General features: G+C 69.4%; 21 protein-coding genes. 7 read left to right on the top strand and 14 right to left on the bottom strand.

The genetic code is table 11. The annotated features are described in order from the left end of the window. Positions 1 to 40: 40 nt before the first annotated feature. Positions 41 to 3,253 carry a S8 family serine peptidase gene (locus EV137_RS40040; RefSeq protein ID WP_134133363.1) on the top strand — a complete coding sequence of 1,071 codons (3,213 nt, stop codon included), beginning with the start codon at positions 41 to 43 and terminating at the stop codon, positions 3,251 to 3,253. Between the two features lie 55 nt (positions 3,254 to 3,308). Here EV137_RS40040 and EV137_RS40035 read toward each other — a convergent pair whose 3' ends face one another. Next, on the bottom strand, positions 3,309 to 4,301 hold the full coding sequence (locus tag EV137_RS40035; protein ID WP_134133362.1) for a malate dehydrogenase: 993 nt from the start codon (positions 4,299 to 4,301) through the stop codon (positions 3,309 to 3,311). Positions 4,302 to 4,493: 192 nt separating this feature from the next. Here EV137_RS40035 and EV137_RS40030 point away from each other — a divergent pair, with 192 nt between their 5' ends. Next, positions 4,494 to 5,276: a spermidine synthase gene (locus EV137_RS40030; protein WP_238175878.1), complete on the top strand. Its 783-nt coding sequence runs from the start codon at positions 4,494 to 4,496 to the stop codon at positions 5,274 to 5,276. Here the strand turns inward: EV137_RS40030 and EV137_RS40025 are convergent. Continuing rightward, positions 5,239 to 5,808 carry a helix-turn-helix domain-containing protein gene (locus EV137_RS40025; protein WP_166680162.1) on the bottom strand — a complete coding sequence of 190 codons (570 nt, stop codon included), beginning with the start codon at positions 5,806 to 5,808 and terminating at the stop codon, positions 5,239 to 5,241. The genes EV137_RS40030 and EV137_RS40025 overlap by 38 nt on opposite strands. Positions 5,809 to 5,864: 56 nt before the next feature. Between EV137_RS40025 and EV137_RS40020 the strand changes: the two genes are divergently transcribed. After that, positions 5,865 to 6,722: an MOSC domain-containing protein gene (locus tag EV137_RS40020; protein WP_134003892.1), complete on the top strand. Its 858-nt coding sequence runs from the start codon at positions 5,865 to 5,867 to the stop codon at positions 6,720 to 6,722. 9 nt (positions 6,723 to 6,731) lie between these two features. Here the strand turns inward: EV137_RS40020 and EV137_RS40015 are convergent, their stop codons facing one another. Together EV137_RS40015 and EV137_RS40010 are read right to left on the bottom strand one after the other, a co-directional pair. After that, positions 6,732 to 7,202 (bottom strand): lamin tail domain-containing protein, encoded by a 471-nt coding sequence (locus EV137_RS40015; RefSeq protein WP_134003894.1) that lies wholly within the window; start codon positions 7,200 to 7,202, stop codon positions 6,732 to 6,734. Positions 7,203 to 7,314: 112 nt separating this feature from the next. Continuing rightward, positions 7,315 to 8,076 carry an MBL fold metallo-hydrolase gene (locus EV137_RS40010; RefSeq protein ID WP_134003896.1) on the bottom strand — a complete coding sequence of 254 codons (762 nt, stop codon included), beginning with the start codon at positions 8,074 to 8,076 and terminating at the stop codon, positions 7,315 to 7,317. An 82-nt stretch (positions 8,077 to 8,158) separates the two neighbouring features. Between EV137_RS40010 and EV137_RS40005 the strand changes: the two genes are divergently transcribed. Then, complete coding sequence (locus EV137_RS40005; protein ID WP_134003898.1) at positions 8,159 to 9,109, top strand: GlxA family transcriptional regulator; 951 nt, start codon at positions 8,159 to 8,161, stop codon at positions 9,107 to 9,109. On the opposite strand, the gene EV137_RS40000 is transcribed toward EV137_RS40005, so the two are convergent. The 4 genes from EV137_RS40000 to EV137_RS41725 all read right to left on the bottom strand — a co-directional run bounded on the left by EV137_RS40000 (position 9,088) and on the right by EV137_RS41725 (position 13,463). Continuing rightward, a complete protein-coding gene (locus EV137_RS40000) occupies positions 9,088 to 9,342 on the bottom strand; it encodes a hypothetical protein (protein ID WP_134003901.1) in 255 nt (84 codons plus the stop codon). The two genes, EV137_RS40005 and EV137_RS40000, sit on opposite strands and share 22 nt — an antisense overlap. Positions 9,343 to 9,658: 316 nt before the next feature. Continuing rightward, positions 9,659 to 11,602, bottom strand: coding sequence for a CAP domain-containing protein (locus tag EV137_RS41730; protein WP_238175877.1), 1,944 nt, complete (start codon positions 11,600 to 11,602; stop codon positions 9,659 to 9,661). Positions 11,603 to 11,910: 308 nt separating this feature from the next. Then, positions 11,911 to 12,894 carry a CAP domain-containing protein gene (locus EV137_RS39990; protein ID WP_134133356.1) on the bottom strand — a complete coding sequence of 328 codons (984 nt, stop codon included), beginning with the start codon at positions 12,892 to 12,894 and terminating at the stop codon, positions 11,911 to 11,913. 194 nt (positions 12,895 to 13,088) lie between these two features. Then, entirely contained in the window at positions 13,089 to 13,463 is a 375-nt protein-coding gene (locus EV137_RS41725; protein WP_238175876.1) for a CAP domain-containing protein, read from the bottom strand. On the opposite strand from EV137_RS41725, the gene EV137_RS41720 reads away from it, so the two are divergent. Next, positions 13,447 to 13,788: a hypothetical protein gene (locus EV137_RS41720; protein ID WP_238175875.1), complete on the top strand. Its 342-nt coding sequence runs from the start codon at positions 13,447 to 13,449 to the stop codon at positions 13,786 to 13,788. The two genes, EV137_RS41725 and EV137_RS41720, sit on opposite strands and share 17 nt — an antisense overlap. A 191-nt stretch (positions 13,789 to 13,979) precedes the next feature. Here EV137_RS41720 and EV137_RS39980 read toward each other — a convergent pair whose 3' ends face one another. Together EV137_RS39980 and EV137_RS39975 are read right to left on the bottom strand one after the other, a co-directional pair. Next, on the bottom strand, positions 13,980 to 14,642 hold the full coding sequence (locus EV137_RS39980; protein ID WP_133785044.1) for a GNAT family N-acetyltransferase: 663 nt from the start codon (positions 14,640 to 14,642) through the stop codon (positions 13,980 to 13,982). A 108-nt stretch (positions 14,643 to 14,750) separates the two neighbouring features. Then, positions 14,751 to 15,881, bottom strand: coding sequence for a GNAT family N-acetyltransferase (locus tag EV137_RS39975; protein ID WP_134133353.1), 1,131 nt, complete (start codon positions 15,879 to 15,881; stop codon positions 14,751 to 14,753). A 68-nt stretch (positions 15,882 to 15,949) separates the two neighbouring features. Here EV137_RS39975 and EV137_RS39970 point away from each other — a divergent pair, with 68 nt between their 5' ends. Next, positions 15,950 to 16,762, top strand: a complete 813-nt coding sequence (locus tag EV137_RS39970; protein ID WP_133785048.1) for a DeoR/GlpR family DNA-binding transcription regulator — start codon at positions 15,950 to 15,952, stop codon at positions 16,760 to 16,762. Here EV137_RS39970 and galK read toward each other — a convergent pair. Both galK and galT read right to left on the bottom strand, forming a co-directional pair. Next, positions 16,759 to 17,886 carry a galactokinase gene (gene galK / locus EV137_RS39965; protein ID WP_134133352.1) on the bottom strand — a complete coding sequence of 376 codons (1,128 nt, stop codon included), beginning with the start codon at positions 17,884 to 17,886 and terminating at the stop codon, positions 16,759 to 16,761. The two genes, EV137_RS39970 and galK, sit on opposite strands and share 4 nt — an antisense overlap. Beyond that, complete coding sequence (galT, locus tag EV137_RS39960; protein WP_134003912.1) at positions 17,883 to 18,929, bottom strand: galactose-1-phosphate uridylyltransferase; 1,047 nt, start codon at positions 18,927 to 18,929, stop codon at positions 17,883 to 17,885. The genes galK and galT overlap by 4 nt, the downstream gene beginning before the upstream one ends. A 168-nt stretch (positions 18,930 to 19,097) precedes the next feature. On the opposite strand from galT, the gene EV137_RS39955 reads away from it, so the two are divergent. Next, entirely contained in the window at positions 19,098 to 20,420 is a 1,323-nt protein-coding gene (locus EV137_RS39955; protein ID WP_134003914.1) for a hemolysin family protein, read from the top strand. Here the strand turns inward: EV137_RS39955 and EV137_RS39950 are convergent. Further along, positions 20,368 to 21,624 (bottom strand): MFS transporter, encoded by a 1,257-nt coding sequence (locus tag EV137_RS39950; RefSeq protein ID WP_134003916.1) that lies wholly within the window; start codon positions 21,622 to 21,624, stop codon positions 20,368 to 20,370. The two genes, EV137_RS39955 and EV137_RS39950, sit on opposite strands and share 53 nt — an antisense overlap. Before the next feature lie 3 nt (positions 21,625 to 21,627). Then, complete coding sequence (locus tag EV137_RS39945) at positions 21,628 to 22,218, bottom strand: ArsR/SmtB family transcription factor (protein ID WP_134003918.1); 591 nt, start codon at positions 22,216 to 22,218, stop codon at positions 21,628 to 21,630. Positions 22,219 to 22,300 lie beyond the last annotated feature (82 nt).

The following is a 22,300-nucleotide window of genomic DNA, read 5'->3' as shown; positions in this document are numbered from 1 at the left end:
TTGGGGTGAGGCAGTGAGTTCGAGATCTACGCGCAGAGGAATGCCCGCGATCGCCGTCCTGGCGGTCGCGGGCCTTGCCGTCGGGCTGATGACGCCCGCCGCTGCGGCACCGTCCGCTCAGCCATCCGCCCGGGCGGCCGGCGGCAAGGACGTCAGCGTCACGCTGATCACCGGCGACCGAGTGGTTCTGGCCGGCGGCGACGTGACCAAGACGACGGTCCAGCCCGCGGCCGGACGGGAGCACGTCGGCTTCAACACCTACCGGGTCCGGGACCACGCCTACGTGATCCCGGCCGACGTCTATCAAGCAGTCGGGGACGGCCGGATCGACCGCCGGCTGTTCGATGTCGCCGAGCTGGTCAAGGGCGGGTACGACGACGCGTCGACGAGCACCATCCCGGTGCTGACGACGTACGCCGGCACCGCGAAGCGCGCCGTACCGGCCGGAACGCGGGTCACGCGGCAGTTGCCGTCGATCAGCGGTGCGGCGATGAAGGTCAGCAAGAGCAATGCCAAGGCGTTCATGAGCTCGGCCGGGTTCAGCAAGCTGTGGCTGGACGGCAGGCGGAAGCTGCTGCTGGACCAGTCGGTGCCGCAGATCGGTGGACCGGTCGCGTGGCAGGCCGGGTACACGGGGAAGGGCGTGTCGGTCGCGGTGCTCGACTCCGGCGTCGACGCGACCCATCCGGATCTCGCGACGCAGATCGCGGGGGAGAAGAACCTCACCACGGAGCCGGCGGACGACCTGGTCGGCCACGGTACGCACGTCGCGTCGACGATCGCCGGCACCGGTGCCGCGTCGGACGGGCGCTACAAGGGCGTGGCGCCGGACGCGCGCATCTACGACGGCAAGATCTGCGAGGTCTGGGGTTGCGAGGAGTCCGCGATCCTCGCCGGTATGGAGTGGGCCGCGAACGACGTCAAGGCGAAGATCGTCAACCTCAGCATCGGCGGCCGGGACACGCCCGAGCTCGATCCGATCGAGGAGGCCGTGAACCGGCTGACCGCGCAGTCCGGCACGTTGTTCGTGATTGCCGCTGGCAACGAAGGGCCGGGTGACGGAACGATCAGCTCGCCCGGCAGCGCAGACGCGGCGCTGACGGTCGGCAACGTGACCAAGCAGGACCAGCTCAACGTGACGTCGAGTCGCGGGCCGCGGGTCGGGGACAGCGCGCTGAAGCCGGACGTGACCGCGCCGGGCACGGACATCGTGGCGGCGAAGTCGAAGGACTCCTCGATCGGCGAACCGGTCGGCGACAAGTACCTGCGGCTTTCCGGTACGTCGATGGCGACGCCGCACACCGCCGGCGCTGCCGCGATCCTGCTGCAGGAGCATCCGACCTGGACGCCGGCCGAGGTGAAGGCGGCGTTGATGGGTTCGGCGAAGGTCGCGGCCGGCCAGACGTCGTTCCAGCAGGGCGCCGGACGGATCGACCTGACGACCGCGATCAAGCAGACCGTGGTGAGTGAGCCCGGCAGCGTGTCGTTCGGGAAGGCGGCGTACCCGCACTCCGACGACCAGCCGGTCACGCGCGACGTGACGTTCCGGAACCTGGGCGACGCGGCCGTCACGCTGTCGCTGACGTCGGAGCTGAACGGGCCTGACGGTGCGGCGGCTCCGGCTGGTGCGCTGAAGCTGAGCGCCGACTCGGTGACCGTCCCGGCCGGTGGTACGGCGTCTGTGCAGGCGACGTCGGACACCGCACTCGGCGGTGCGGACGGGCTGTACAGCGGCCGGATCACTGCCACCGTGGGCGGTCAGACGGTCGTCGTACCGGTGGGTGTGGACAAGGAAGGTCCGACGTACAACCTGACCGTCAAGCTGGTCCGGCCCGACGGTGCACCGGACCCGGACTACCCGCTGTCGCTCGTCGGCGTCGACAACGACGCATACGACATGTACTCGCCGGACGAGAACGGGACGGTGAGGCTCAGGCTGCCACAGGGCGAGTATCTGCTCAGTCAGTTCCAGGAATTCGAGCGTGGACCGGAAGACTGGATCTTCTTCTCGCTGACCGCGCCCAGTGTGAAGCTCACCTCGGACCAGACCGTCGTCCTGGACGCGCGGAACGCGAAGCCGATCACGACGTCGGTGCCGAAGGCCGACGCGAAGCAGGCGAACTCGGACATCGGCTTCGACCGGAAGATCAAGGACGGCACGTACATGTACTCCGCGGGCGGTTTCCTGTCCGGGAAGATGTACACGTACAGCGCCGGACCGAAGCTGTCCGCGGCCGAGCTGACCGGGCACGTCACGTCCCAGTGGGGTGTGCCGGGTGCCGACGGATTGTTCACGAACACGCCGTACCTGTACGGGATCGCGAACTACTTCCCGGGCGAGTTCCCCACCGGGTTCGACCGGCAGGTGAAGCAGTCCGACCTCGCGACCGTGGACAGCACGGTCAACGCGACCGCGGATCCACGGGTGTTCAAGATGCTGATGCCGGTGATGCCCGACGGCGGTGGTGGCTGGGCTCGCGTTATCCGCCTCGACGTGCCGCGGACGATCCGGTACTACCTCGACGACACGCAGTACGGCTGGTCCGGCGTGACCGAGGAGGACACGGACGGCGGAGACTTCCCGCTCCCGAAGTGGCGCCTGGAGGGGAAGCCGGTGCTGTACAAGGCCGGCCGGTACTACACCGAACGGTGGAACGCGGCCACGTTCGTGCCGTCGGTGTACGCCGCGACTCGGTCGGGGAGCGAGCTGAACATCTCGCTGTACAGCCTCACCGACGCGGACGGGCACGCCGGGTTCATCTCCATGACGCCGGCGAGCGCGAAGCTGTACCGCGACGGGACCGAGATCGGGTCCTCGACGCGGTTCGGCAGCATCGGCGTCGCGGACCTGCCCGCCGGCAAGGCGTCGTACAAGCTGGTCACGACCGGCACACAGGCGCTGTGGCCGTTCTCGACGCGGGTCGATCTGGAGGCGACGTTCACGTCGTCGGCAGATCAGCCGAGCGTTCCGATCCACACCGTCGCGTTCCGGCCGGAGCTGGACGGGAACAACACGATGGAACGCAAGCCGGTCACCGTCCTGCCGTACGAGGTCAAGGGCGGTGCGGTGGCGAAGGTGAAGATCGAGTACTCCGGTGACGCCGGAGCGACCTGGCGTCAGGCGCCGGTTGCCGGCGGCAAGGCGGTCTTCCCGACGCCGTCCGGCAAGACCGTCTCGCTGCGCTCCACCACGACGGACGCGGCCGGGAACAGCACGACGCAAACTGTGATCGCCGCCTACAGCCTGCGGTGAGAACAGCAGAACGGTCCCCGGGACGCCATCCCGGGGGCCGTTCTGTCAGGTGTTGTCAGCCGATCAGGCCGAGGTCCTTCACGGCGGCGCGCTCCTCGCCGAGCTCGGCGGTCGACGCGTCGATCTTGCCGCGGGAGAACTCGTTGATCTCCAGGCCCTGGACGATCTCCCAGTTGCCGTCCTTGGTGGTCACCGGGAACGACGAGATCAGGCCCTCCGGCACGTCGTACGAACCGTCGGAGACGACCGCCATCGACAGCCAGTCACCCTCGGGCGAGCCCTTCAGCCAGTCGCGGGTGTGGTCGATGGTGGCGGCCGCCGCGGAGGCCGCCGACGACGCGCCGCGGGCCTCGATGATGGCGGCGCCGCGCTTCTGCACGGTCGGCAGGAAGTCGTTCTCCAGCCAGGCCTGGTCGTTGACGACCTCGGCGGCGTTCTTGCCGGCCACCTCGGCGTGGAAGATGTCCGGATACTGCGTCGCGGAGTGGTTGCCCCAGATCGTCAGCTTCTTCAGGTCGGTGACGTGCGTGCCGGTCTTCTTCGCCAGCTGCGCCAGCGCCCGGTTGTGGTCCAGCCGGGTCAGCGCCGAGAACTGCTCGGCCGGGATGTCCGGCGCGTTGCTCTTCGCGATCAGCGCGTTGGTGTTCGCCGGGTTGCCGGTGACGGTGATGCGGATGTCGTCGGCGGCGTGGTCGTTCAGCGCCTTGCCCTGGACGGTGAAGATCGCGCCGTTCGCCTCCAGCAGGTCGCCGCGCTCCATCCCCTTGGTCCGCGGCCGCGCGCCCACCAGCAGCGCGACGTTGACCCCGTCGAACACGACGTTCGGGTCGTCGCCGATCTCGATACCGGCGAGTGTCGGGAAGGCGGAGTCCTCGAGCTCCATCACGACCCCCTCGAGCGCCTTCAGCGCCGGGGTGATCTCCAGCAGCCGCAGCTCCACCGGCGTGTCCGGCCCGAGCAGCGCGCCGCTCGCGATCCGGAACAGCAGGCTGTAACCGATATTCCCTGCGGCCCCGGTAACGGCCACCTTCACCGGTGTAGTGCTCACGACATGCTCCTAGCTCATCCGATTGTGTGCTTCGGACGCTAGCAAGCCAGGTGTCGCAGCCCAACGCTGGGGCACCGCCGACTTGCTCACATCAACTTTGAGAACCCACCAACCGTTTTGCCCGCGGCCAAACGGTTGGTGGGTTCTCAAAGATGGGAGCATGTGCGCGTGGAGCGGCGGACTGGGTCGGGGATGGCTTCTGTTGAGGCACAGGCGGATGGGACGTTTGTGTTGCGGGTCGACGGGTCGCCGCAGTCGCAGGTGGATCTGGCGGATCCGGGGAACCTGTCGTTCGAGTACATGCGGCGGATCGGTGACGTCGTTGATGCGGTTGCGCCGCGGCGGCAGCCGGTTGCGGTGGCGCATGTCGGTGGCGCCGCGCTGAGTTTGCCGCGGTACGTCGCTGTGACGCGGCCTCGGTCACGTCAGATCGTGCTCGAACCGGACGAGGATCTGACCGAGTTCGTTCGCGAGACGTTGCCGTTGCCGAAGCGGTCCGGGATCAAGGTGCGCCCGGTCACGGGGCGGGCGGGAATCACCGAGTTGTACGACGACTCGATGGATCTGGTGATCCTGGATGCCTTCGAGCACGAGTCGGTGCCGGCGAATCTGGTGACGGCGGAGTTCTTCGCGGAGTGTGCTCGGGTGCTGCGGCCGACGGGTGTGCTTGTCGCGAACCTGATCGACGGGAAGGCCGGGCTGCCGTTCATCCGGCGTACGGCGGCGACGGTACGGGACGTGGTTGGCGCGGGCGTCGTGCTCGCGGAGCGGAAGATCCTGCGGGGCAAGGGATTCGGGAACGTCATCATGGTGGCGTCGCCGCAGCCCGTTCCCGATCTGACGGATGCGGGCCGGCGGGCGCAACCGCCGTACGACGTGATGCCTTTGCAGGAGCTTGCCGGGAAAGCGGCGCCGCTGACCGATGCGGAAGGCTTCGTCACGCCGCGGGCGCCGGCCTCAGTCTTCCGGACCTGACCCGCGCAGAGCTGACCGGTGCGCGGCCGACTCGGTCTCGTCCGGTGGCGAGGCGGTCTACGGCGTTGGCGACCGCGGTGCGCTCGGCAGGTGTTGCGCCGACCGAGCGGACGAGGTGGTCGAGGCGGTCCCGGCCCGGGAGCCTGGTGCCCTGGAGCCACGCCTGGATCGTGGCTCGCGGGATCCCGCTCTGCTGCTCGAGCGCTCGCAACGATCGTGGTCGGGTGAGTGCCGCGACCGCTGTGCCCAGGTCTTCGAGGTTCTGCGCGTTCTCCAGCAGGCCGACGATGTCGCGCGGGTCGCGGCTCGCCTGCTGCCAACGCCGGCGCCAGACCGGCAGCAGATCCATCGGAACTCCACAGCCGGTGAGGTAGGCAGCGGCCACATCCCAGGTCGGGAGGTGCTTGCCGCTCGTCGCGCGGATCAGATGCGGATGCGAGTAAAGCGCGCGGTCCGCCAATTGGCGATAGCTCAGACCCGCCTGACGACGTACCCGGTCCAAGGCGGCAGCGAAAGCAGCGACGTCCTCCACGTGTTCAAACATAACTCAACATGTTTCAACAGATCAAGGCCGGTTAGGCTGGTCCTGTGTCCGTTGCAAAGGTTGCCGCCCTGGCCTACTACCCGGTGAAGGGCCTTGCCGGGATCTCCGTCGAATCCGCCGAGGCCGGACCGACCGGTCTGCTGCACGACCGGTTGTTCATGCTGGTCCAGCCGGACGGGTCGTTCCTCAGTCAGCGCAAGCTGCCCGCGATGGCCACGCTGCGCGCCGAACTCGCCGGCGACGCGCTCCGGCTCTCGGCGCCCGGCGCCCCGGACCTCGAGATCGAGATCCGGTACGACGGGAAGCGGCGTGACGTCAGCCTGTTCGAGAAATGGTTCGGGCAGGGCATCGTGCAGGACCCGGCCGCGGACGAGTGGTTCACCGCGCGCCTCGGTGCGCCGGCAGCTCTGGTTCGCGTGACGCCCGAGCACGAGCGGCCCGGATGGGGCGCGCATCGCGGGCTGACCGGATTCGGCGACGCGCACGCCTTGATGATCACGTCGCAGGCGTCACTCGACGGTCTGAACGCGCGCATCGTGGAACACGGCGGAAACGCGATTCCGATGAACCGTTTCCGGCCGAACCTCGTCGTTTCCGGGTGGCCCGAGCCGCACACCGAGGACAAGGTGCTGCGGATGACCGCCGGCGCGGTGGAGATCGGGTACTCCGCGCGCGGGATCCGGTGCGCGGTGCCGACCGTGGATCAGGCCACCGGCGCCAAGTCCGGGCCGGAGCCGACCCGGACGCTGGCGACGTACCGGCGGGAACCCGCCTACGGCGGCGGGGTGAGCTTCGGCGTCAAGGGCGCAGTACTTGCCCCTGGCAACATCCGGGTGGGGGACGAGATCACTGTCCAGGAATGGATCCCGGATGGCACCGACCCCGGGCCGGACCGCCGCTAGTAGTTGCTGTCAGCAGCCGACGCGGTAGCGGCCGGTGACTGCCGTGTAGGTGCAGGTGTCGAAGGTCTTGCCGGCCGGGGTCTGGAAGCGGGCGGTGTCGCCGGTGTTGTTCCAGATGTACCAGCTCTGGTTCCAGTACAGCGTGAGTGCGCGGTTCCGGTTCTTGCCGGTGCGGACGATGACCGTCGACCGGCCCGGGAGCACGTAGCCGCGCGGGAACACGAACAGGTGGTTGGCGGCGTCCAGGACGCGGAAGCCGGACAGGTTGATCGGCCGTGAGCTGATGTTGCGGACGGTGAAGAACTCGTTGTTCAGTTGGGCGTTGGTACGGTCGTCCGCGCCCGGCGGGTCGTACTGGATGCCGCTCAGGACGACAGTGATCGCCGCATCGGCCGGCAGGGGTGCGAGAGCCGCCGTACCGGCCAGCACCAGGGCGGCTGTGGCGGCGGAAAAGAGCGCGCGGAAGCGTCGTACGAACAAAGGAATGTCCCCCTAGGCAGTGGGCCGAATTCCCCCCGGCCCGATGAGTGCAAGCTGCCGGTTCCCCCCGGCGGACGCACGCTATCCGTCACGCTCCGTACTCGTCAAGCCCTCAATCAAGGCTCGTCGCGACGCCGTGCTCGAGTAGCGCGACGCGGTCCTCCAGCCCGGCGTCACGGAACGCAGCGATGAACTGCTCCGGGCCCTCGCTGAAGTGCGCCCAGCCTTCGGTGTGGACCGGGACGATCGTCGCCGCGTCGAGCAGGCGGGCCGCCTCGACCGCGTCCGCCGAGGTCAGGGTGAGGTTGGCGCCGTCCAGGAGCGCGGTGCGCGCGGCGCCCGCGAACAGGACCGCGACGTCGATCGGCGCGAACCGGTCGGCGATCTCCTTGACCAGGCCGAGCGAGGCGTTGTCGCCGGAGACGTAGACGGTCGGGAGTCCGTCGCCCTGCAGGACGAATCCCGTGACCACGCCGAGGACCTCCTCCGCGCCTTCCGGGCCGTGCAGCGCCGGTACGCCGGTCACCGTGATCACGCCGCCGTCCGGCCGGGGCAGATCGATCGACTCCCAGTTCTTCAGCCCGCGGACGCCGGGGATGCGGACGGCCGCACCGGGGGTCGAGACGACGGTCGGGATGGACGGGAGCAGCGCGCGGCCGGCGTCGTCGAGGTTGTCCTTGTGCTCGTCGTGCGAGACCAGGGCCACGTCGATCGGGCCGAGCTCCGCGGCCGGGATCGCCGGGCCGGTCAGCTTGGTCATCACCCGGCCCGGGAGCTGGTAGTCGCGGGGCTCGTCGAACGCCGGGTCGATCAGGAACGTGAGGCCACCGAGGTCCAGAACGGCGGTCGGGCCGCCGATGTGCGTGATCTTCATGACCACGATCCTCCGGCCTGGCGATCCGTCTCACCATTGGCCCGCGAGTCATCGTTCCTGAAGATCGGGCCATACTGTCCCGATGCGTACTGTCGCGGTCCTCGCGTATCCCGGGATGAGCCCGTTCCATCTGTCCGTGCCGTGCTTGGTGCTCGGCGAACGTCGCGGGCTGCCGGCGCGGTACGACGTACTCGTCTGTGCGGAGGAGCCGGGATCGTTCGCCACCAGCGCCGGGTTCGGCATCACGGTGGATCACGGTCTCGAGGTGATGGACCGGGCCGATGTCGTGGTGCTGCCGAGCTGGGAGCCCGGTCTGGTCGCGTCCGACGTACTGCTGGACGCGATCCGGCGGGCACACGCGCGGGGAGCGATGGTGGTCGGGCTGTGTCTCGGGGCGTTCCTCGTGGCGGAGAGCGGGCTCGCCGACGGGCGCGAGGTGGTGACGCATTGGCGCTTCGCCGACGAGCTGCGGTCGCGGTATCCGGACCTGAAGGTGCGCGCCGACGTGCTGTGGTCGGATCAGGGGGACGTCGTCACATCGGCCGGTACGGCGGCCTCGCTGGACTGCTGCCTGCACCTGGTACGCACGCACCATGGGGTCGAGATGGCGGAGAAGGTTGCCCGGGACATCGTGGTGGCGCCACATCGAAGCGGGTCGCAGGCGCAGTACATCCCGGTGCCGGTGCCGCCGGACCCCGCCGACGACGTGATCGAGAAGGCGATGGTGTGGGCGCGGGCACGGCTCGACCAGCCGGTGTCCCTCGACGAGTGGGCGGGAGCGGTGGCGATGTCACGGCGTACGTTCACCCGGCAGTTCCGGGCGCGGACCGGGAGCTCGGGACAGGCATGGTTGTTGCAGCAGCGGCTGGACCGAGCACGGTTGTTGCTGGAGACAACAGACCTGTCGGTCGAGCGGGTGGCGGCGGAGAGCGGGTTCGGGAGCAGCGACGCGCTGCGACACCACTTCCACGGGTTGCTGGGTACGACGCCGCAGCGGCATCGGCAGGAGTTCTACAGCACGAGCAGGATGTAGATCACCGGCGCGGCGAACGTGATCAGCAGGATCCAGGCCATCATCCGGTGCGCGGGCTTGCCACGGTCGAGCGACGACGCGAAGTAGAGCACGGCGCCTTCCTCGGTATGGCGGCTCAGCCCCATCCGCTTGGCCTCCTCGGGCCGCGGATCCGGCCGCTCCTCGGCGAACGCCTCCGGATGAATCCCGAAATGCGCCGGCTCCGCCCGATCCACATCATCCCGCTCGTACATCCAACCTCCCGCAGGCCGGTGGACCAGGGTCCTCACCCCCATGATCCCACTCGCTGAAGCGCCACGCAGACATATCCACTCCACCGGCTCGACCCGTGGACGATCCCCACCGCCCGCCGCCCGACGGCGGGGACTGGAGACAGGCGCTGGTGACCGGGAACAGGCAATACCAAGTCCCCACGCACCACTGCCTATCGCACGATCCCGGATCGGGCTGTGGTCAGACCCACACCTCGGACAGGACAGCCGCAGAACCCACTCGCAGCGGCTCAAGAGAGTCGCCCGAGGGGTTCTGCCTGCGTGCAGCTCCGCCTGCCTACGAGTAGTTCGCCACCCACGCGTAGCGCGTCGCGGAGCCGCAGACGATCGGGCACAGAAGGCCGGTCTTGTGGGTGGCCGACTTCATACCTACTCCGAGCGTTGTGCGATCACAGTCGAGAACCTGGCTCCTGTACTTCTTCATCAGCTGGTTGTAGGCCTGCTGTGCGGTCATGCCGTCACCGCCAGCACCGACCTGGGAGCCGGAACTGCTGTTCAGGTTGTCACCGGACGTGGCCCGGCTCTGGGCAGTCGACCGAGCACCTGAGGTGAGGCTCGGGTCTTCCTTCAGGCGGGCGCAGCCGTTGTTCACGCGGGCGTTGTCGATCAGGTCGAAGAGTTGCTGCTCGTCGGCGTTCATGCCGCCGTCGACCGGTGGTGGCGGGGTCGTGGTGGTGGTCTGGGTCGGCGTGGGGGTGGGGACTGTGCGGCCCGGGGAGGTTGGTGCGGTGGTGGGCTGCGTTGTCGGGGCCGACGTCGGTGCGGTGGTGGGGGTCTTGGAGGACTTGGTGGTGGGCGAGTCGGTCGGGGTGTTGGTCGGACTGCTCGACGGAGTTGCCGAGGGGGTTTCCGACGGGGTGCTGGTGGGGGTGGCCGTGGGGGTCGCCGTTGGCGGGACGGTGACTCGGGCCGAGGGGGTTGCGACGGCTGCCTTGGTGGTGGGCGTGATGTAGGTGTCGTCGGTGCGGGTGACGATCGGGATGGATGCGTCTGCCTCGTCGTTCTGCGGCTGGTGCAGCAGGATCCACGAGATCGGCGTGATCACCAGCAGGACAGAAGCAATGGCAATCACCGTACGGCGGCCACGAGCCGACCGCCCAGCCGCCGCCGACCGTGCCGCGGTCCGCCGTCCCGGCCCAGAACCGCCAGGCCCAGAACCGCCAGGCCTGCCCGGCCCAGAGGCCCCTCGCCCGTCGCTCGAGGCACCAGCGGCAGCAACATGCTCGGTCCCCGAGTCGGTCCCACCGACCTCAGACCCAGCACCCGCGTACGCCGCCGCGCCAACACCGGCCCCAACCGCGCCGCCGTCCACACGATCCGCGCCGAACGCTCTCGCGCCAACGCCAGACGTGCTCGCGCGGTCCGCGTCCACGCCGGATTGCCCGACGCCGAACGCGCCCGCGGCTACGCCGGACGTGCTCTCGCGAACGCCGAACGCGCCCGCGGCTGCGCCGGTACCTGCGGCTGCGGTGCCGAAGGCGCTCTCGCCGACGCCAGACGTGCTCGCGCGGGCCGCGTCCATACCGGATTCGCCGACGTCGGACGCGCTTGCTGCGTCGGCGCCTGCGGCTGCGGGGCCGAATGCGGTTGCGGCTGCTTCGGGGCGGGTGGTTGGGCGGCGGGTGGCCGCTGCGGACAGGTCGTCTGCGGCTGAGCGGGTTGTACTTGCGTCAGCTGCACGTCCCGAGGCGGTGCCTAGGGAGGCCCAGTCGTCGGCGGCTCGGCGGGAGGACCAGGTGCCGGCGGTTTCGCCGAGCGACGCCGGGGCCGGGGTCTCCGTGCGGGCGGCTGCACGGCGTGCCCGCGTGGGTGGTTCGGGGTCGCTGCCTGCGATCGACTGGTCGACCCACGACGGCGTACCACCAGCAGGCCGCCGGCTTCCGAGACCCGGCTCCTCAGAGGGCCGAGTAGGCAGACCGGAGTTGGTGTCGGGTGCGGTGTAGCTGGGCAGCGCGCCGCGCGGGGCGTACTGCGGCGTGGCCGGACGTGACTGGTTGCCGCCGGCCCAGAACGGGGACTCGCTGGACGTGGCGCCCTTCGGCGCGCTCGCCCAGAACGGTGACTCGTCGCTGGTCCGCGGCGCGTAGCGCGGCGGTTCGGGTGGTGCGGGCGGGGTGGTTTCCGCGGGCGGAGTGGGCCGGTTGCCGGACCGCGACGAACGGGAGGCCGCTCGCGTCGCTTTCCTGCGTGGTTTGTACCGGCCGTTGCCGGACTCGGACATTATTTCGTTGTTCCCTTCGAAGTCGCGCCCCCACGACGTGCCTCGTCAGATCGAGACGCCTCACACGTCGTCTCACCGGAGCCCCCCAGGACCGCCCGGCACCATGACAAGGATCGATTGAGGTCCTGTCTGGCGATTCCCCGCCTACTGCACCGCACCGAGCACCTGCTCGCGACGGCGCGGAATCGCCAGACAGGACCTACCCGCCGGGACCGGCGGTGAACCGGCCGGACATTGTGGCCCTGGAACAACGTTCTGGCCACTCTCGGTGTTCTGGACACGATGACAACCACGATGGCTCCCCGGTCTCAGCTTCTGCCGAAGTCCTGGACCCAGCTGCCCGGTCCCCAGTCCGACCGCACCTGGCCTGGGTCGTATCCGACGCCGATCGTGGTGAACCGGCAGTTCAGGATGTTCTTGCGGTGCCCGTCGCTCTGCATCCACGCGGCCACCACCTTCTGTGCGCTGTCGTAGCCGGCCGCGATGTTTTCGCCCCAGCTCGACCCGCGGTACCCGGCGGCCGCCATCCGATCGCCCGGGTCCTGTCCGTCGGGATTCGTGTGGTCCAGGTAGTGCCTGCGGACCATGTCCGACGCGTGCTTGCCGGCGGCTTCGACGAGTGCGCTGTCCAGCCGGAGCGGGCCGCAGCCCTGCTGTTCACGGATCTGGTTGGTGTACTCGAGGACCTGCCGCTCCTGCGTGTTCGTCCCGCCGCCACCGGCCGGCGGCTCCGGGGTGTCGCTCGGCGTCGGGTCGGTGGACCGCGTCTTGGTCGGCGTCCGAGTCGGTGTACGGGTCGGTGTCGTACTCGCGGTCTTCGTCGGCTTGCCGGTCTGGGTCCGGGTGGTGCGTGGCGTCGTCGGCGGCACCGTTACGGTGGTCACGCCGACGGTCGGCGCCGTCGGCGTGGTGAGCACGTTGCTGGGGGTGTCGCTCGACGTACCTGGGCTCGTCGGGGTCGCGGAGGAGGACGCGGCCGCGCCGAAAGCCGGCGTACCGAGGACTGCTGTCGTCGTTCGGCCGTCCGGCAAGGTCTTCGTGAGGGTCATCAGCGGCGTGCCGGCCGCCGTACCCTCGACCGCCGATCGGCCGTCGACGCGGGTGCCGTCGGAGACGTACTGGACCCTGGCGGCGTCGTCGACCCGGTTGGTGTCGCGAGACATCAGCCAGACCACCGGTCCGATCGCGACCAGGACCGAGAGCGCGCTGACGACAGGGCCGACCAGGCCACGGCTCCGCCGGGGAGCTCGTCTACTGCCGCGGTGCCGCCGGGGGGTAGGCGAATCCGTCATGGGATGGGCGAATCCTCTTCGTTTTTCGTACCGAGTTGCGCGTCGTTCCCCGTGGTCCAGCCAGGTCCCCCCTGGTCTCACCGAACAGCGACCTTAACCGACGCGCAAGGTCATCGTTACGGAGCCGAGTGCCCTCTTAACGAATCCTGAAGAAAACGATTGACTGACCGCCGCGAACCTCGCCCCGAGGGCGGTCAGCCGCCGAAGTCCTGCACCCAGCTGCCGTGGCCCCACTCCGGCTTCACCTGGCCGCTGTCGTAGCCGATCCCGATCATCGTGTAGGTGCAGTTGAGGATGTTCGCGCGATGCCCTTCGCTGTTCATCCAGCCCTTTACCACCGCGGCCGCGCTCGTGTAGCCGACGGCAATGTTCTCAGCCATCGCGCCGCCCCGGAACCCGGCCGCCTTCATCCGGTCGAACGGGCTGCGGCCGTCCAGGCTGTCGTGCGCGAAGTAGTGCTCGGCAACCATGTCGGCGGCATGCGCCTCGGCGGCCTGGGTCAGCGACTTGTTGGTCCGCAACGGTCCGCAGCCGGCCTTCGCCCGCTCCTGGTTGGTCAGATCCAGCACCTGCGCCTCGGCCGGGCCCGATCCGCCGACCGGCTCCGAGGTCTTGGTCTTCCTGGCCGGCGTCGGCGTCGCCGAACGAGTCGGCGTCGACGTGGTGGGCTGCGGCGTTCGCGAGCTGCTCCGGCTGGGCGCCGATGTCGTCCGGCTCGGCCGCGGCGTCACCTTCTTCGTCGCAGACGGAGTGGACGGAGTCATGGACGGAGTACGGCGAGGTGTGTACGACGGGCTCGTCGGACGGACCGGCGTGGCCGACGAGGCGTCGTCGCTCGCGGTCGCCATCGTGACCGGAGTGTCCTGGCTCGTCACCGTGCTGCTGTCCGACTGACGCAGTACGAACCACCCGGCACCGGCCACCAGCACCAAAGCCGACAAGGACGCGAGGAGCGGACCGGCCACGTTGTGTCGCGATGGCCGTCGGTGGTTCGTCATGGTGTGCAGCCTTGCCCAGGCCGACGCCTGCCAACTCCTGAACGGCCCGCGCTTAACAACGCTTTGACTATGGCAATCGTTTGAATCTCAGCGGCAACGGGCGATGACGATGTCGGCGATCACCTTCCAGCCCAGGCTCCGGTACAGCCGCAGGCCGTCGATCGACGCGATCAGGATCCCGCGTTTCGCACCCTTCGCGGCGGCCGCCTCGACCAGCGAGGCCATCACCGCGCTGCCGAGTCCGCGCCGGCGGTGCGCCGGGTCGGTCTCGATCCGGTCCGCGACCGCGTCCTCGCCGACGACCGCCATCCGGCCGCTCGACACCACTCCGCCGTGCATCGTGGCGCGGGTGATGATCAGGTCGTCCTCGAGTTCGGTGTGCAACGAATATCGCTCGTGCAGCTTCAGTGCCGGCTGCTCCGAGAGCTGGATCGTCATCAGCCAGTCCTGGTCCTGCTGGACCTCGAGGCCGAGCTCCTCAAGTTGCTCGATCCTGGCTTCCTTGTCATCGGTGGCCAGCGTGATCCAGCCCGAGCCGCGCCCGCCGCCGTCGGCGAGGGCCAGCTGGGCGGCGCGGTCCACCCGTTCCGGTTTGTCGTCGGCATCCAGTACGACGTACTCCGTCGGCCGGCTCTCCTCACCTGCCCGGACGATCAGGATGCCGTCGTTGTCCTCCTCAACCGTGGTCCAGCCCCGCGAGACGGACCACCCGGCCTGCCATCGGCGGACGAGTTCCTCACGATCTCTCACCCGTCGATTCAAGCAGCCCGGCAGCGCGACGGCGAGGGGAACCGGTGTCGTTTGTCACCAACTCGCCGTAAACCACTGCCTTCAGCCCGTTACCGCGTGCCCGAGATGTCAGCCGCCGGGGTGTTCGGTGGCGAGCAGGTCGTAGGTGAGGAGGTTGTTGTAGGTGCCGTCGCGGCGGGGGTCGGCGAGGCGCTCGTTGGCGACCTGGGTGAAGCCGTTGGCCTCGGCAACGTGCGCGGACGCGGTGTTCCCGTCGGCGCACCTCAGCACCAGCCGGCGACGGCCCAGACCGCCTTCCTCGATCGGCCGGAAAGCGTGTGCGATCACCAGCTCGACGGCCGTCGACATCACCTTGCGGCCGCGGGCGTCCGGGTGCATCCAGTACCCGATCTCGCCGACCGTCTTGTCCATCCGGTGGCTCAGACCGAAGACGCTGACGTTGCCGAGCAACTCGTCGGTGACCGCGTCGGCGACCGCCCACGCGACCGCCTCACCACTGGCCGCCGCATCCGGCCGGCTCGCGATGAATCCCTTGGCGTCGTCGAGTCCGTACGGCGACGGCATGCCCGTCAGCCACTGCTGCGTCCGCTCGTCGGCGCAGGCCTCCATCACCCGTTGCGCGTCCGATTCGCGCAGCTCCCGCAGCCGGATCGCACCGCCCTCGAGCACCGGCACCGCCCACCAGTTGCCCTTCGGCTCCAGCTCGTCGTCGCACCCGATCGTCGCGACCCACTCGTCCTTCCGTACGCCGCGCGAGCGGCCGCCGCCCGGAATCGTCACCAGGCCACGGAATCCGGTCTTCCATGCGACCCGGCGGCTGGCGTAGTTGCCGACGTACGCGCGCCAGATGACGCGCTTCCAGTCGAGGCCGTCGAACGCGTACCGCACCACCAGCTTCAGCGCGCGGGTCATCACCCCGTTGCCGCGTACCTCGGCCGACACCGCGAACCCGACCTCGCCGACACCGCCCTCGCCGTCGCGCAGGTCGATGGTGCCGACGTAGTTCCCGTCGTACTCGATCGCCCAGGCCCAGGCGGTGTTGTCGCGCCAGCCGGCCGGGACCACCTCGGTGAGGAAGTTCACCGCGTGCTCGTGCAGGTACGGGACCGGGATCGTGGTCCATTCCTGCATCACCGGGTCCTGGCACATCCGGTACGCCGGCTCTACGTCGGCGGCCGTGTGCGCACGCAGGGTCACCACACCGTCGGTCAGCACCGGGACGTCGTCGGGAAATCGCATGCTTCAGGGTGACGCGCTGCCACTGGCCGGGCAACACATTTCCCTGCCGGCGGGACTATTCTGTGGACGTGAACGCAGCCGGAGCAGAACCGCCACGCGGCCGCGGCGGCCAGCTCGCCGCCCAGCGGCAGGCCACGATCGTTGCCGAGGTCAACAGCCGGGGCGCGATCACGGTCGCCGAACTGGTCGACCGGTTCGGGGTCTCGGACATGACGATCCGGCGCGATCTGGACGCCCTGGACTCCAGCGGCCTGCTGCACAAGGTGCACGGCGGCGCGACGTCCGTCGGCCTGCGCAGCGCGCACGAGCCGGGCTTCGACGCCAAGCTGACCCAGGAGTCCGCGGCCAAGCAGGCAATCGCGGCCGAGGCCGCCACCCGGGTGCAGCCGGACAGCGCGATCGGCATCGGCGCCGGTACGACGACGTACGCGCTGGCTCGTCAGCTGTTGCGGGTGGAAAACTTGACGGTTGTCACGAACTCGGCGCGGATCGCCGATGTGTTCCACGGCAACGGGCGCTCGGACCGCACCGTCGTACTCATCGGCGGTATCCGCACGCCGTCGGACGCGCTGGTCGGCCCGATCGCGACCGCGGCCCTGGCGTCACTGCACCTGGACCTGTTGTTCCTCGGCGCGCACGGTGTCGACGCCGAGCACGGGTTGAGCACGCCGAACCTGATGGAGGCCGAGACCAACCGGTCGTTCATCGCCGCCAGCCGTGAGGTGGTCGTGGTTGCGGACCACACCAAGTGGGGCACCGTCGGGCTCAGTACGTTCGCGACCTGGTCCGACCTGGACGTGATCGTCACCGACAACGGCCTCACGCCCCCTGCCCGTAAGGCCATGCGCGATACAGGATGCGACCTCGTCATCGCCTCCTAGCTGACCCTGGAAGCACCTGCTGACGGGGTCGCGGCCAGCGAGCTCGGGGCCGAGAAACCGTGTTCCGCAAAGGCTTTCTCGATCGCGGACAGTACGGCGTCGGCAGCCGAGGCCTCGACCAACGCGATGATGCAACCGCCGAAACCGCCACCGGTCATCCTTGCACCGAGGGCCCCCGCCTCCAGCGCGGTGTCGACCGCAACATCGAGTTCCGGCACGGTGATCTCGAAGTCGTCGCGCAACGAGGCGTGCGACGCGGTGAACAGGGGACCGACTTCGCGTAGCTTGCCGGCCCGCATCAACGCGACCGCGTCCTCGACCCGGCGGATCTCAGTCACCACATGCCGCACACGCCGCCGTACGACGTCGTCCGACAGCCGCGCGAGCGCGTCGTCGAGGTCCTCGAACGCGATCGACCGCAGAGCCGGTACGCCGAGCTCGGCCGCCGCCTGCTCGCAGCTCTTCCGGCGCGCGGCGTACTCGCCGTCGACGTGCCGGTGCGGTGCCTTCACGTCGACGACCAGCAGCGCGAGATCGTCGGCCGGCGGGTCGAACGGGATCTGGTCGGTGGACATCGCGCGGATGTCGAAGAACAGCGCATGGCCCTCGGTGCAGCACATCGAGGCCATCTGGTCCATGAGTCCGACCGGCGCGCCGACGTACTGGTTCTCGGCCTTCTGCGCCAGCCGCGCGATCTCAGCCGGGTCGACCTCGAGGTCGCGCAGGCCCAGCAGCGCCACGAACGTCGCGCAGAGCAGGGCGGCCGACGACGACAGGCCGGCGCCGGACGGGAGGTCGGACTCGACCAGCAGGTTCGCGCCGCCGATCGGGTAGCCGGACTCGCGCAGGATCCAGGCCGCACCGGCCGGGTACGCCGCCCAGTCGCCGACCGAGCCCGGGGCCAGGTCGTCGATCGCGAACTCGATGACGCCCCGCTGCCCGCTCGACGCGACCGCGATCCGGCCGTCGTCCCGCTTCGAGGCGGTGACCAGGATGCGGTTCGGCAGCGCGATCGGGAGTACCAGGCCGTCGTTGTAGTCGGTGTGCTCGCCGATCAGGTTGACCCGTCCCGGGGCACGCCAGCTGCCGTCGGGCGACGTACCGAAAACCTTCTGGAAGCTCACTGGCCGGCCTTTCGCAGAGTCTCGGCCACATCCTCGGGCCGGGTGTCGCTGATGAACGCGCCCATGCCGGACTCGGAGCCGGCCAGGTACTTGATCTTGTCCTTGGCCCGCCGGATCGACAACAGCTCCAGGTGCAGGTAGCCGAGCTCGCGATCGATCCGGACCGGGGCCTGGTGCCAGGCGGCGATGTACGGCAGCGGTTCGCCGTACAGGCCGTCGAGGCGGCCGAGGACGTCGAGGTACAGCTCGGCGAAGTCGTCGCGCTCGCCGACCGACAGCTCGTCGATGCCGCCGACCTGGCGGTGCGGGTACAGGTGCACCTCGACCGGCCAGCGGGCGGCCTCCGGGACGAACGCGGTCCAGTTGCCGTTCTCCGCTACGACCCGCGTGCCCTCCTTGCGCTCCGCGGCCAGGACGTCGGCGAACAGATTGCTGCCGGCAACTTCCTGGTGCTTGCGGGCCTGCCGCAGCAGGTTCTGCATCCGCGGCGGGAGGAACGGGTAGGCGTAGATCTGGCCGTGCGGGTGGCTGAGGGTGACGCCGATCTCGCGGCCGCGGTTCTCGAACGGGAACACCAGCTCGACGTCGTCGCGGGCGCCGAGCTCGGCGGTCCGGTCGGCCCAGGTGTCGACGACCAGCCGGGCCTGGCCCTGGGACAGATCGGTGAACGAGCGGTTGTGGTCGCTGGTGAAGCACACCACCTCGGTCCGCCCCGGGCCGGCGAAGGACGGGAACCGGTTCTCGAAGACGGCGACGTTGTAGTCGTGGTCCGGGATCTCCGTCGGGTTGCCGGGCTTGCTCGCGCACAGCGGGCACTGGTCGGCCGGCGGCAGGTACGTCCGGGTGTTGCGGTGGGTGGCGTAGGTGATCACGTCGCCGGTCAGCGGGTCCGTGCGCAGCTCGACCTGCGGCTGCGGGGCGGGCAGGCCGCGGGTGTCCTCGAGCGGCACCCGGGCCGGCGCGTCGGACGGGTCGTAGTAGATCAGCTCGCGGCCGTCCGACAGTCTGGTGTCGGTCCGGCGTACACCGCGCGGTGTGTTCATGGTGTGACCCCTCCCGGCCGTACGACGCGTCCGGCCAGGAATCATCATAAACCGACAAACTCGAACACGCACGAGGGACCGCGTGACCGGTAGGCTTGGTAGATGGACGACTACGCCCAACCCACGCCCTCTCGGCAGCTGACGAGAGGGCGCTAGGAACTCCGACCCATGAACGAAACCCTGCTCAACATCGTCCTGATTCTGGTCTTCGTGCTGATCGGCGGGGTCTTCGCCGCGGCCGAGATGGCCCTCGTCTCGCTCCGGGAGAGTCAGCTCAAGGCGCTCTCGCACCGCGGCCGGCGCGGCGAGATCGTCGCCAAGGTGGCCGCCAACCCGAACCGGTTCCTGTCCGCCGTGCAGATCGGCGTGACCCTGATGGGCTTCCTGTCCGCCGCCTTCGGTGGCGCGACGCTCGCCGACGGCCTCGCGCCGCAGCTGGAGAAGCTCGGGCTGCCCGAGTCGGTGGCCGGCACGGTCGCGCTGGTGCTGATCACGATCCTGATCTCGTACGTCTCGATCGTGCTCGGTGAGCTGGCCGCGAAGCGCCTGGCCCTGCAGCGGGCCGAGGGTTTCGCGCTCGCTCTCGGGCCGTTCGTGGACCGGATCGCGTCCGGCGCGCGGCCGGTGATCTGGCTGCTGTCGAGGTCCACCGACCTGGTGGTGCGCGCGCTCGGCGGCGACCCGAACGCGAACCGCGAGGTGATGACCGACGAGGAGCTGCGCGACGTCATCTCCGCGCACGAGTCGCTCGGTGTGGAAGAGCGCAAGATCGTCGACGACGTCTTCGAGGCGGGTAGCCGGCAGTTGCGCGAGCTGATGCTGCCGCGCACCGAGGTGGATTTCGTCGACGCCGAGATGCCGGCGTACAAGGCGGTCAAGTTCGCCGCCGAGCGGCCGCACTCGCGGTACCCGGTGATGAACGGCTCGGCCGACGACATCGTCGGCTTCGTGCACGTCCGGGACCTGTTCGACCCGGCGGTCGCGACCCGCTCGGTGCGGGTGGGCGACCTGGCGCGCGAGGTCCTGATGCTGCCGGACACCGCGAAGCTGCTGCCGACGCTGACCGAGATGCGCCGCCGCAGCACGCACCTCGCGATCGTTCTCGACGAGTACGGCGGCACCGCCGGCATCGTCACGCTCGAGGACCTGGTCGAGGAGCTGATCGGCGACATCAAGGACGAGTACGACGAGGAGCCGGCCGAGACGACCCGGCTCCGCAGCGGCGACATCGAGGTCGACGGCCTGCTGAACCTGGACGACTTCGCCGACGCGACCACGATCGAGCTTCCCGACGGGCCCTACGAGACCGTCGGCGGGTTCCTCGCCGCCCGCCTCGGGAAGGTCCCGTCGACCGGTGACGAGGTTCCGATCGACGCCCACACCCTGACCGTGACCGAGATGGACGGCCGCCGGGTCGCCCGGGTCCGTCTCCACCTGGTCAAACCGTCAGAAGAGGCTCCGGCCGAGCAACCAGAACCCGCCGCCGACTAAGCACAACCAGCCCGCCCACGACGTACCCGAGGCCCTGGAAGACCAGGATCGGGATGATGCCGACGGCGTCGCCGAGCAGGCCGCCCGCGGCGATGCCGAGCAGGACCGCGACGCTTTCGGCGGCGCCGACCGCGCCGTAGATGCGGCCGCGGGTGCCGTCGACGGTGAGGTTCTGGAACACCGTCATCATCCCTGCGACGGTGAGCGCGCCGGGCAGGCCGACGACGATCATGCAGACGAACGCCGGGATCACGCTGTCCGACGCCAACGGGTAGAGGAACAAGGCGATGTCGATCAGACCGAAGGCGAAGGCGCCGACTCCCCACAGGGTCGCGGCCGGCCAGCGGGAGCCGATCGCGGCCGCGATCAGGCCGCCGACGATCCCGCCGATCGCCTGCGACGACACGATCAGACCGTACACCTTCCCGTCGCCGCCGACCTCGGCGCTGACGAACGGCGCGAACAGCGTGCTCATGATCCCTTCGCCGACGCCGGTGACCAGGCAGAACACGAAGAACAGCCGCATCGCCGGACCCGCGACGCACAGCCGCAGTCCCTCGGTCCACTCCTCCTTCAGCCGCTTGATCGCGCCGCCGGCCGTTTCTTCCTTGGGTTCGGGGCGTTCCTGACGGTGCCGCATCGCGGCGACCAGAACGACCGCGGCCAGGAACGTCACGGCATCGCCGACGGCGAGCAGGGTGAGTCCTCCGGCGGCCGCGAGCACACCGCCGAGCGCGGCGCCGACCAGCCGTGCGAGGTCGCGGATCTGGCTGTTCAGGGCATTCGCGGTCACCAACTGCTCGGAGTTCACGAGGAGCGGGACCAGTGATTGCTCGGCGGGCGTGAAGAACTGCTGTAGACAGCTCTGCGCCAGTACGACGCCGTACACGATCCAGATCGTGCTCGCGTCGTGGACGGCGATCAGCGGGAGCAGTACGACGGCGTTCAGCACGTTCGTCACGATCATCGTGGTGCGTTGGTTCCACCGGTCGACGAAGACGCCGGCCAGCGAGCCGAGCAGTACGGCGGGGAGGAACGACGCGAGGAGCAGTCCACCGGACGCGAGGGTCGAGCCGGTCAGTACGTACACCTGGAACGCGAGCCCGGTGCGCAGCAGCCAGTCGCCGGTGAGCGAGATCAGGCCGGCGCTGAGCATCAGCCGATAGTCACGCTGCCGCGCGAGGACGCCCCACAAGTCCTTCATCTGCTACTCCTCCGGCGAGATCGTGACGATCTGGGTGAACGAGACATGCCGGCTCCCCGCCGGCCGGGTGGACTTGTCGTCGATGGGCCGCTCGTCGACCCAGCGCTGCAGGATCTCGTTGATCTGGCCAACGATCTCCGCCAGCTCCTCGCCGGTCAGGTAGAGGCCGGTCTGTCCGATGCCGGAGTTGTCCCGCCAGGCCGGGTCCGCCTGCGGGCGCTGCTCCTGCCACTTCGCCAGCGCGTCCAGCGCCCGCTCGGCCATCAGCTGCTCGAGTACGTCGGCAGCGGCCGCGCCTTCGGACGTCTTGATCGCGTCCCGCCACGACTGCGACGTGGACACCAGGCGCCACGGCCGCTCCCGGTTGTCCTTGCCCGGTGCGGGCTCGACGAAGTCGTACTTCGCCAACTGCCGCAGGTGGTGCGACGCCAGCGCCTGGCTGATCCCCAGCCGCCGCGCCGCATCGGCCGCGGTCAGCGGCCCTTCCCTGCCCAGCAGCGACTGCAGGTCCAACCGCACCGGGTGCGCCATCGCCCGAATGGCCAGCGGATCGTCGAGCAACCGCGCCCGCCGCGGATCCTTCTCCAAAGACATGCTTGGAATATGCGGCAGCCCGAATCCAATGTCAAGCCGTTGCTTGGAATAAGCGGCGCCGTACCGGCGAACGCCGGAGAAC

The organism is Kribbella pratensis, assembly GCF_004366075.1.
GTDB lineage: Bacteria > Actinomycetota > Actinomycetes > Propionibacteriales > Kribbellaceae > Kribbella > Kribbella pratensis.
This window is presented reverse-complemented; position numbering and strand designations above follow the sequence as displayed.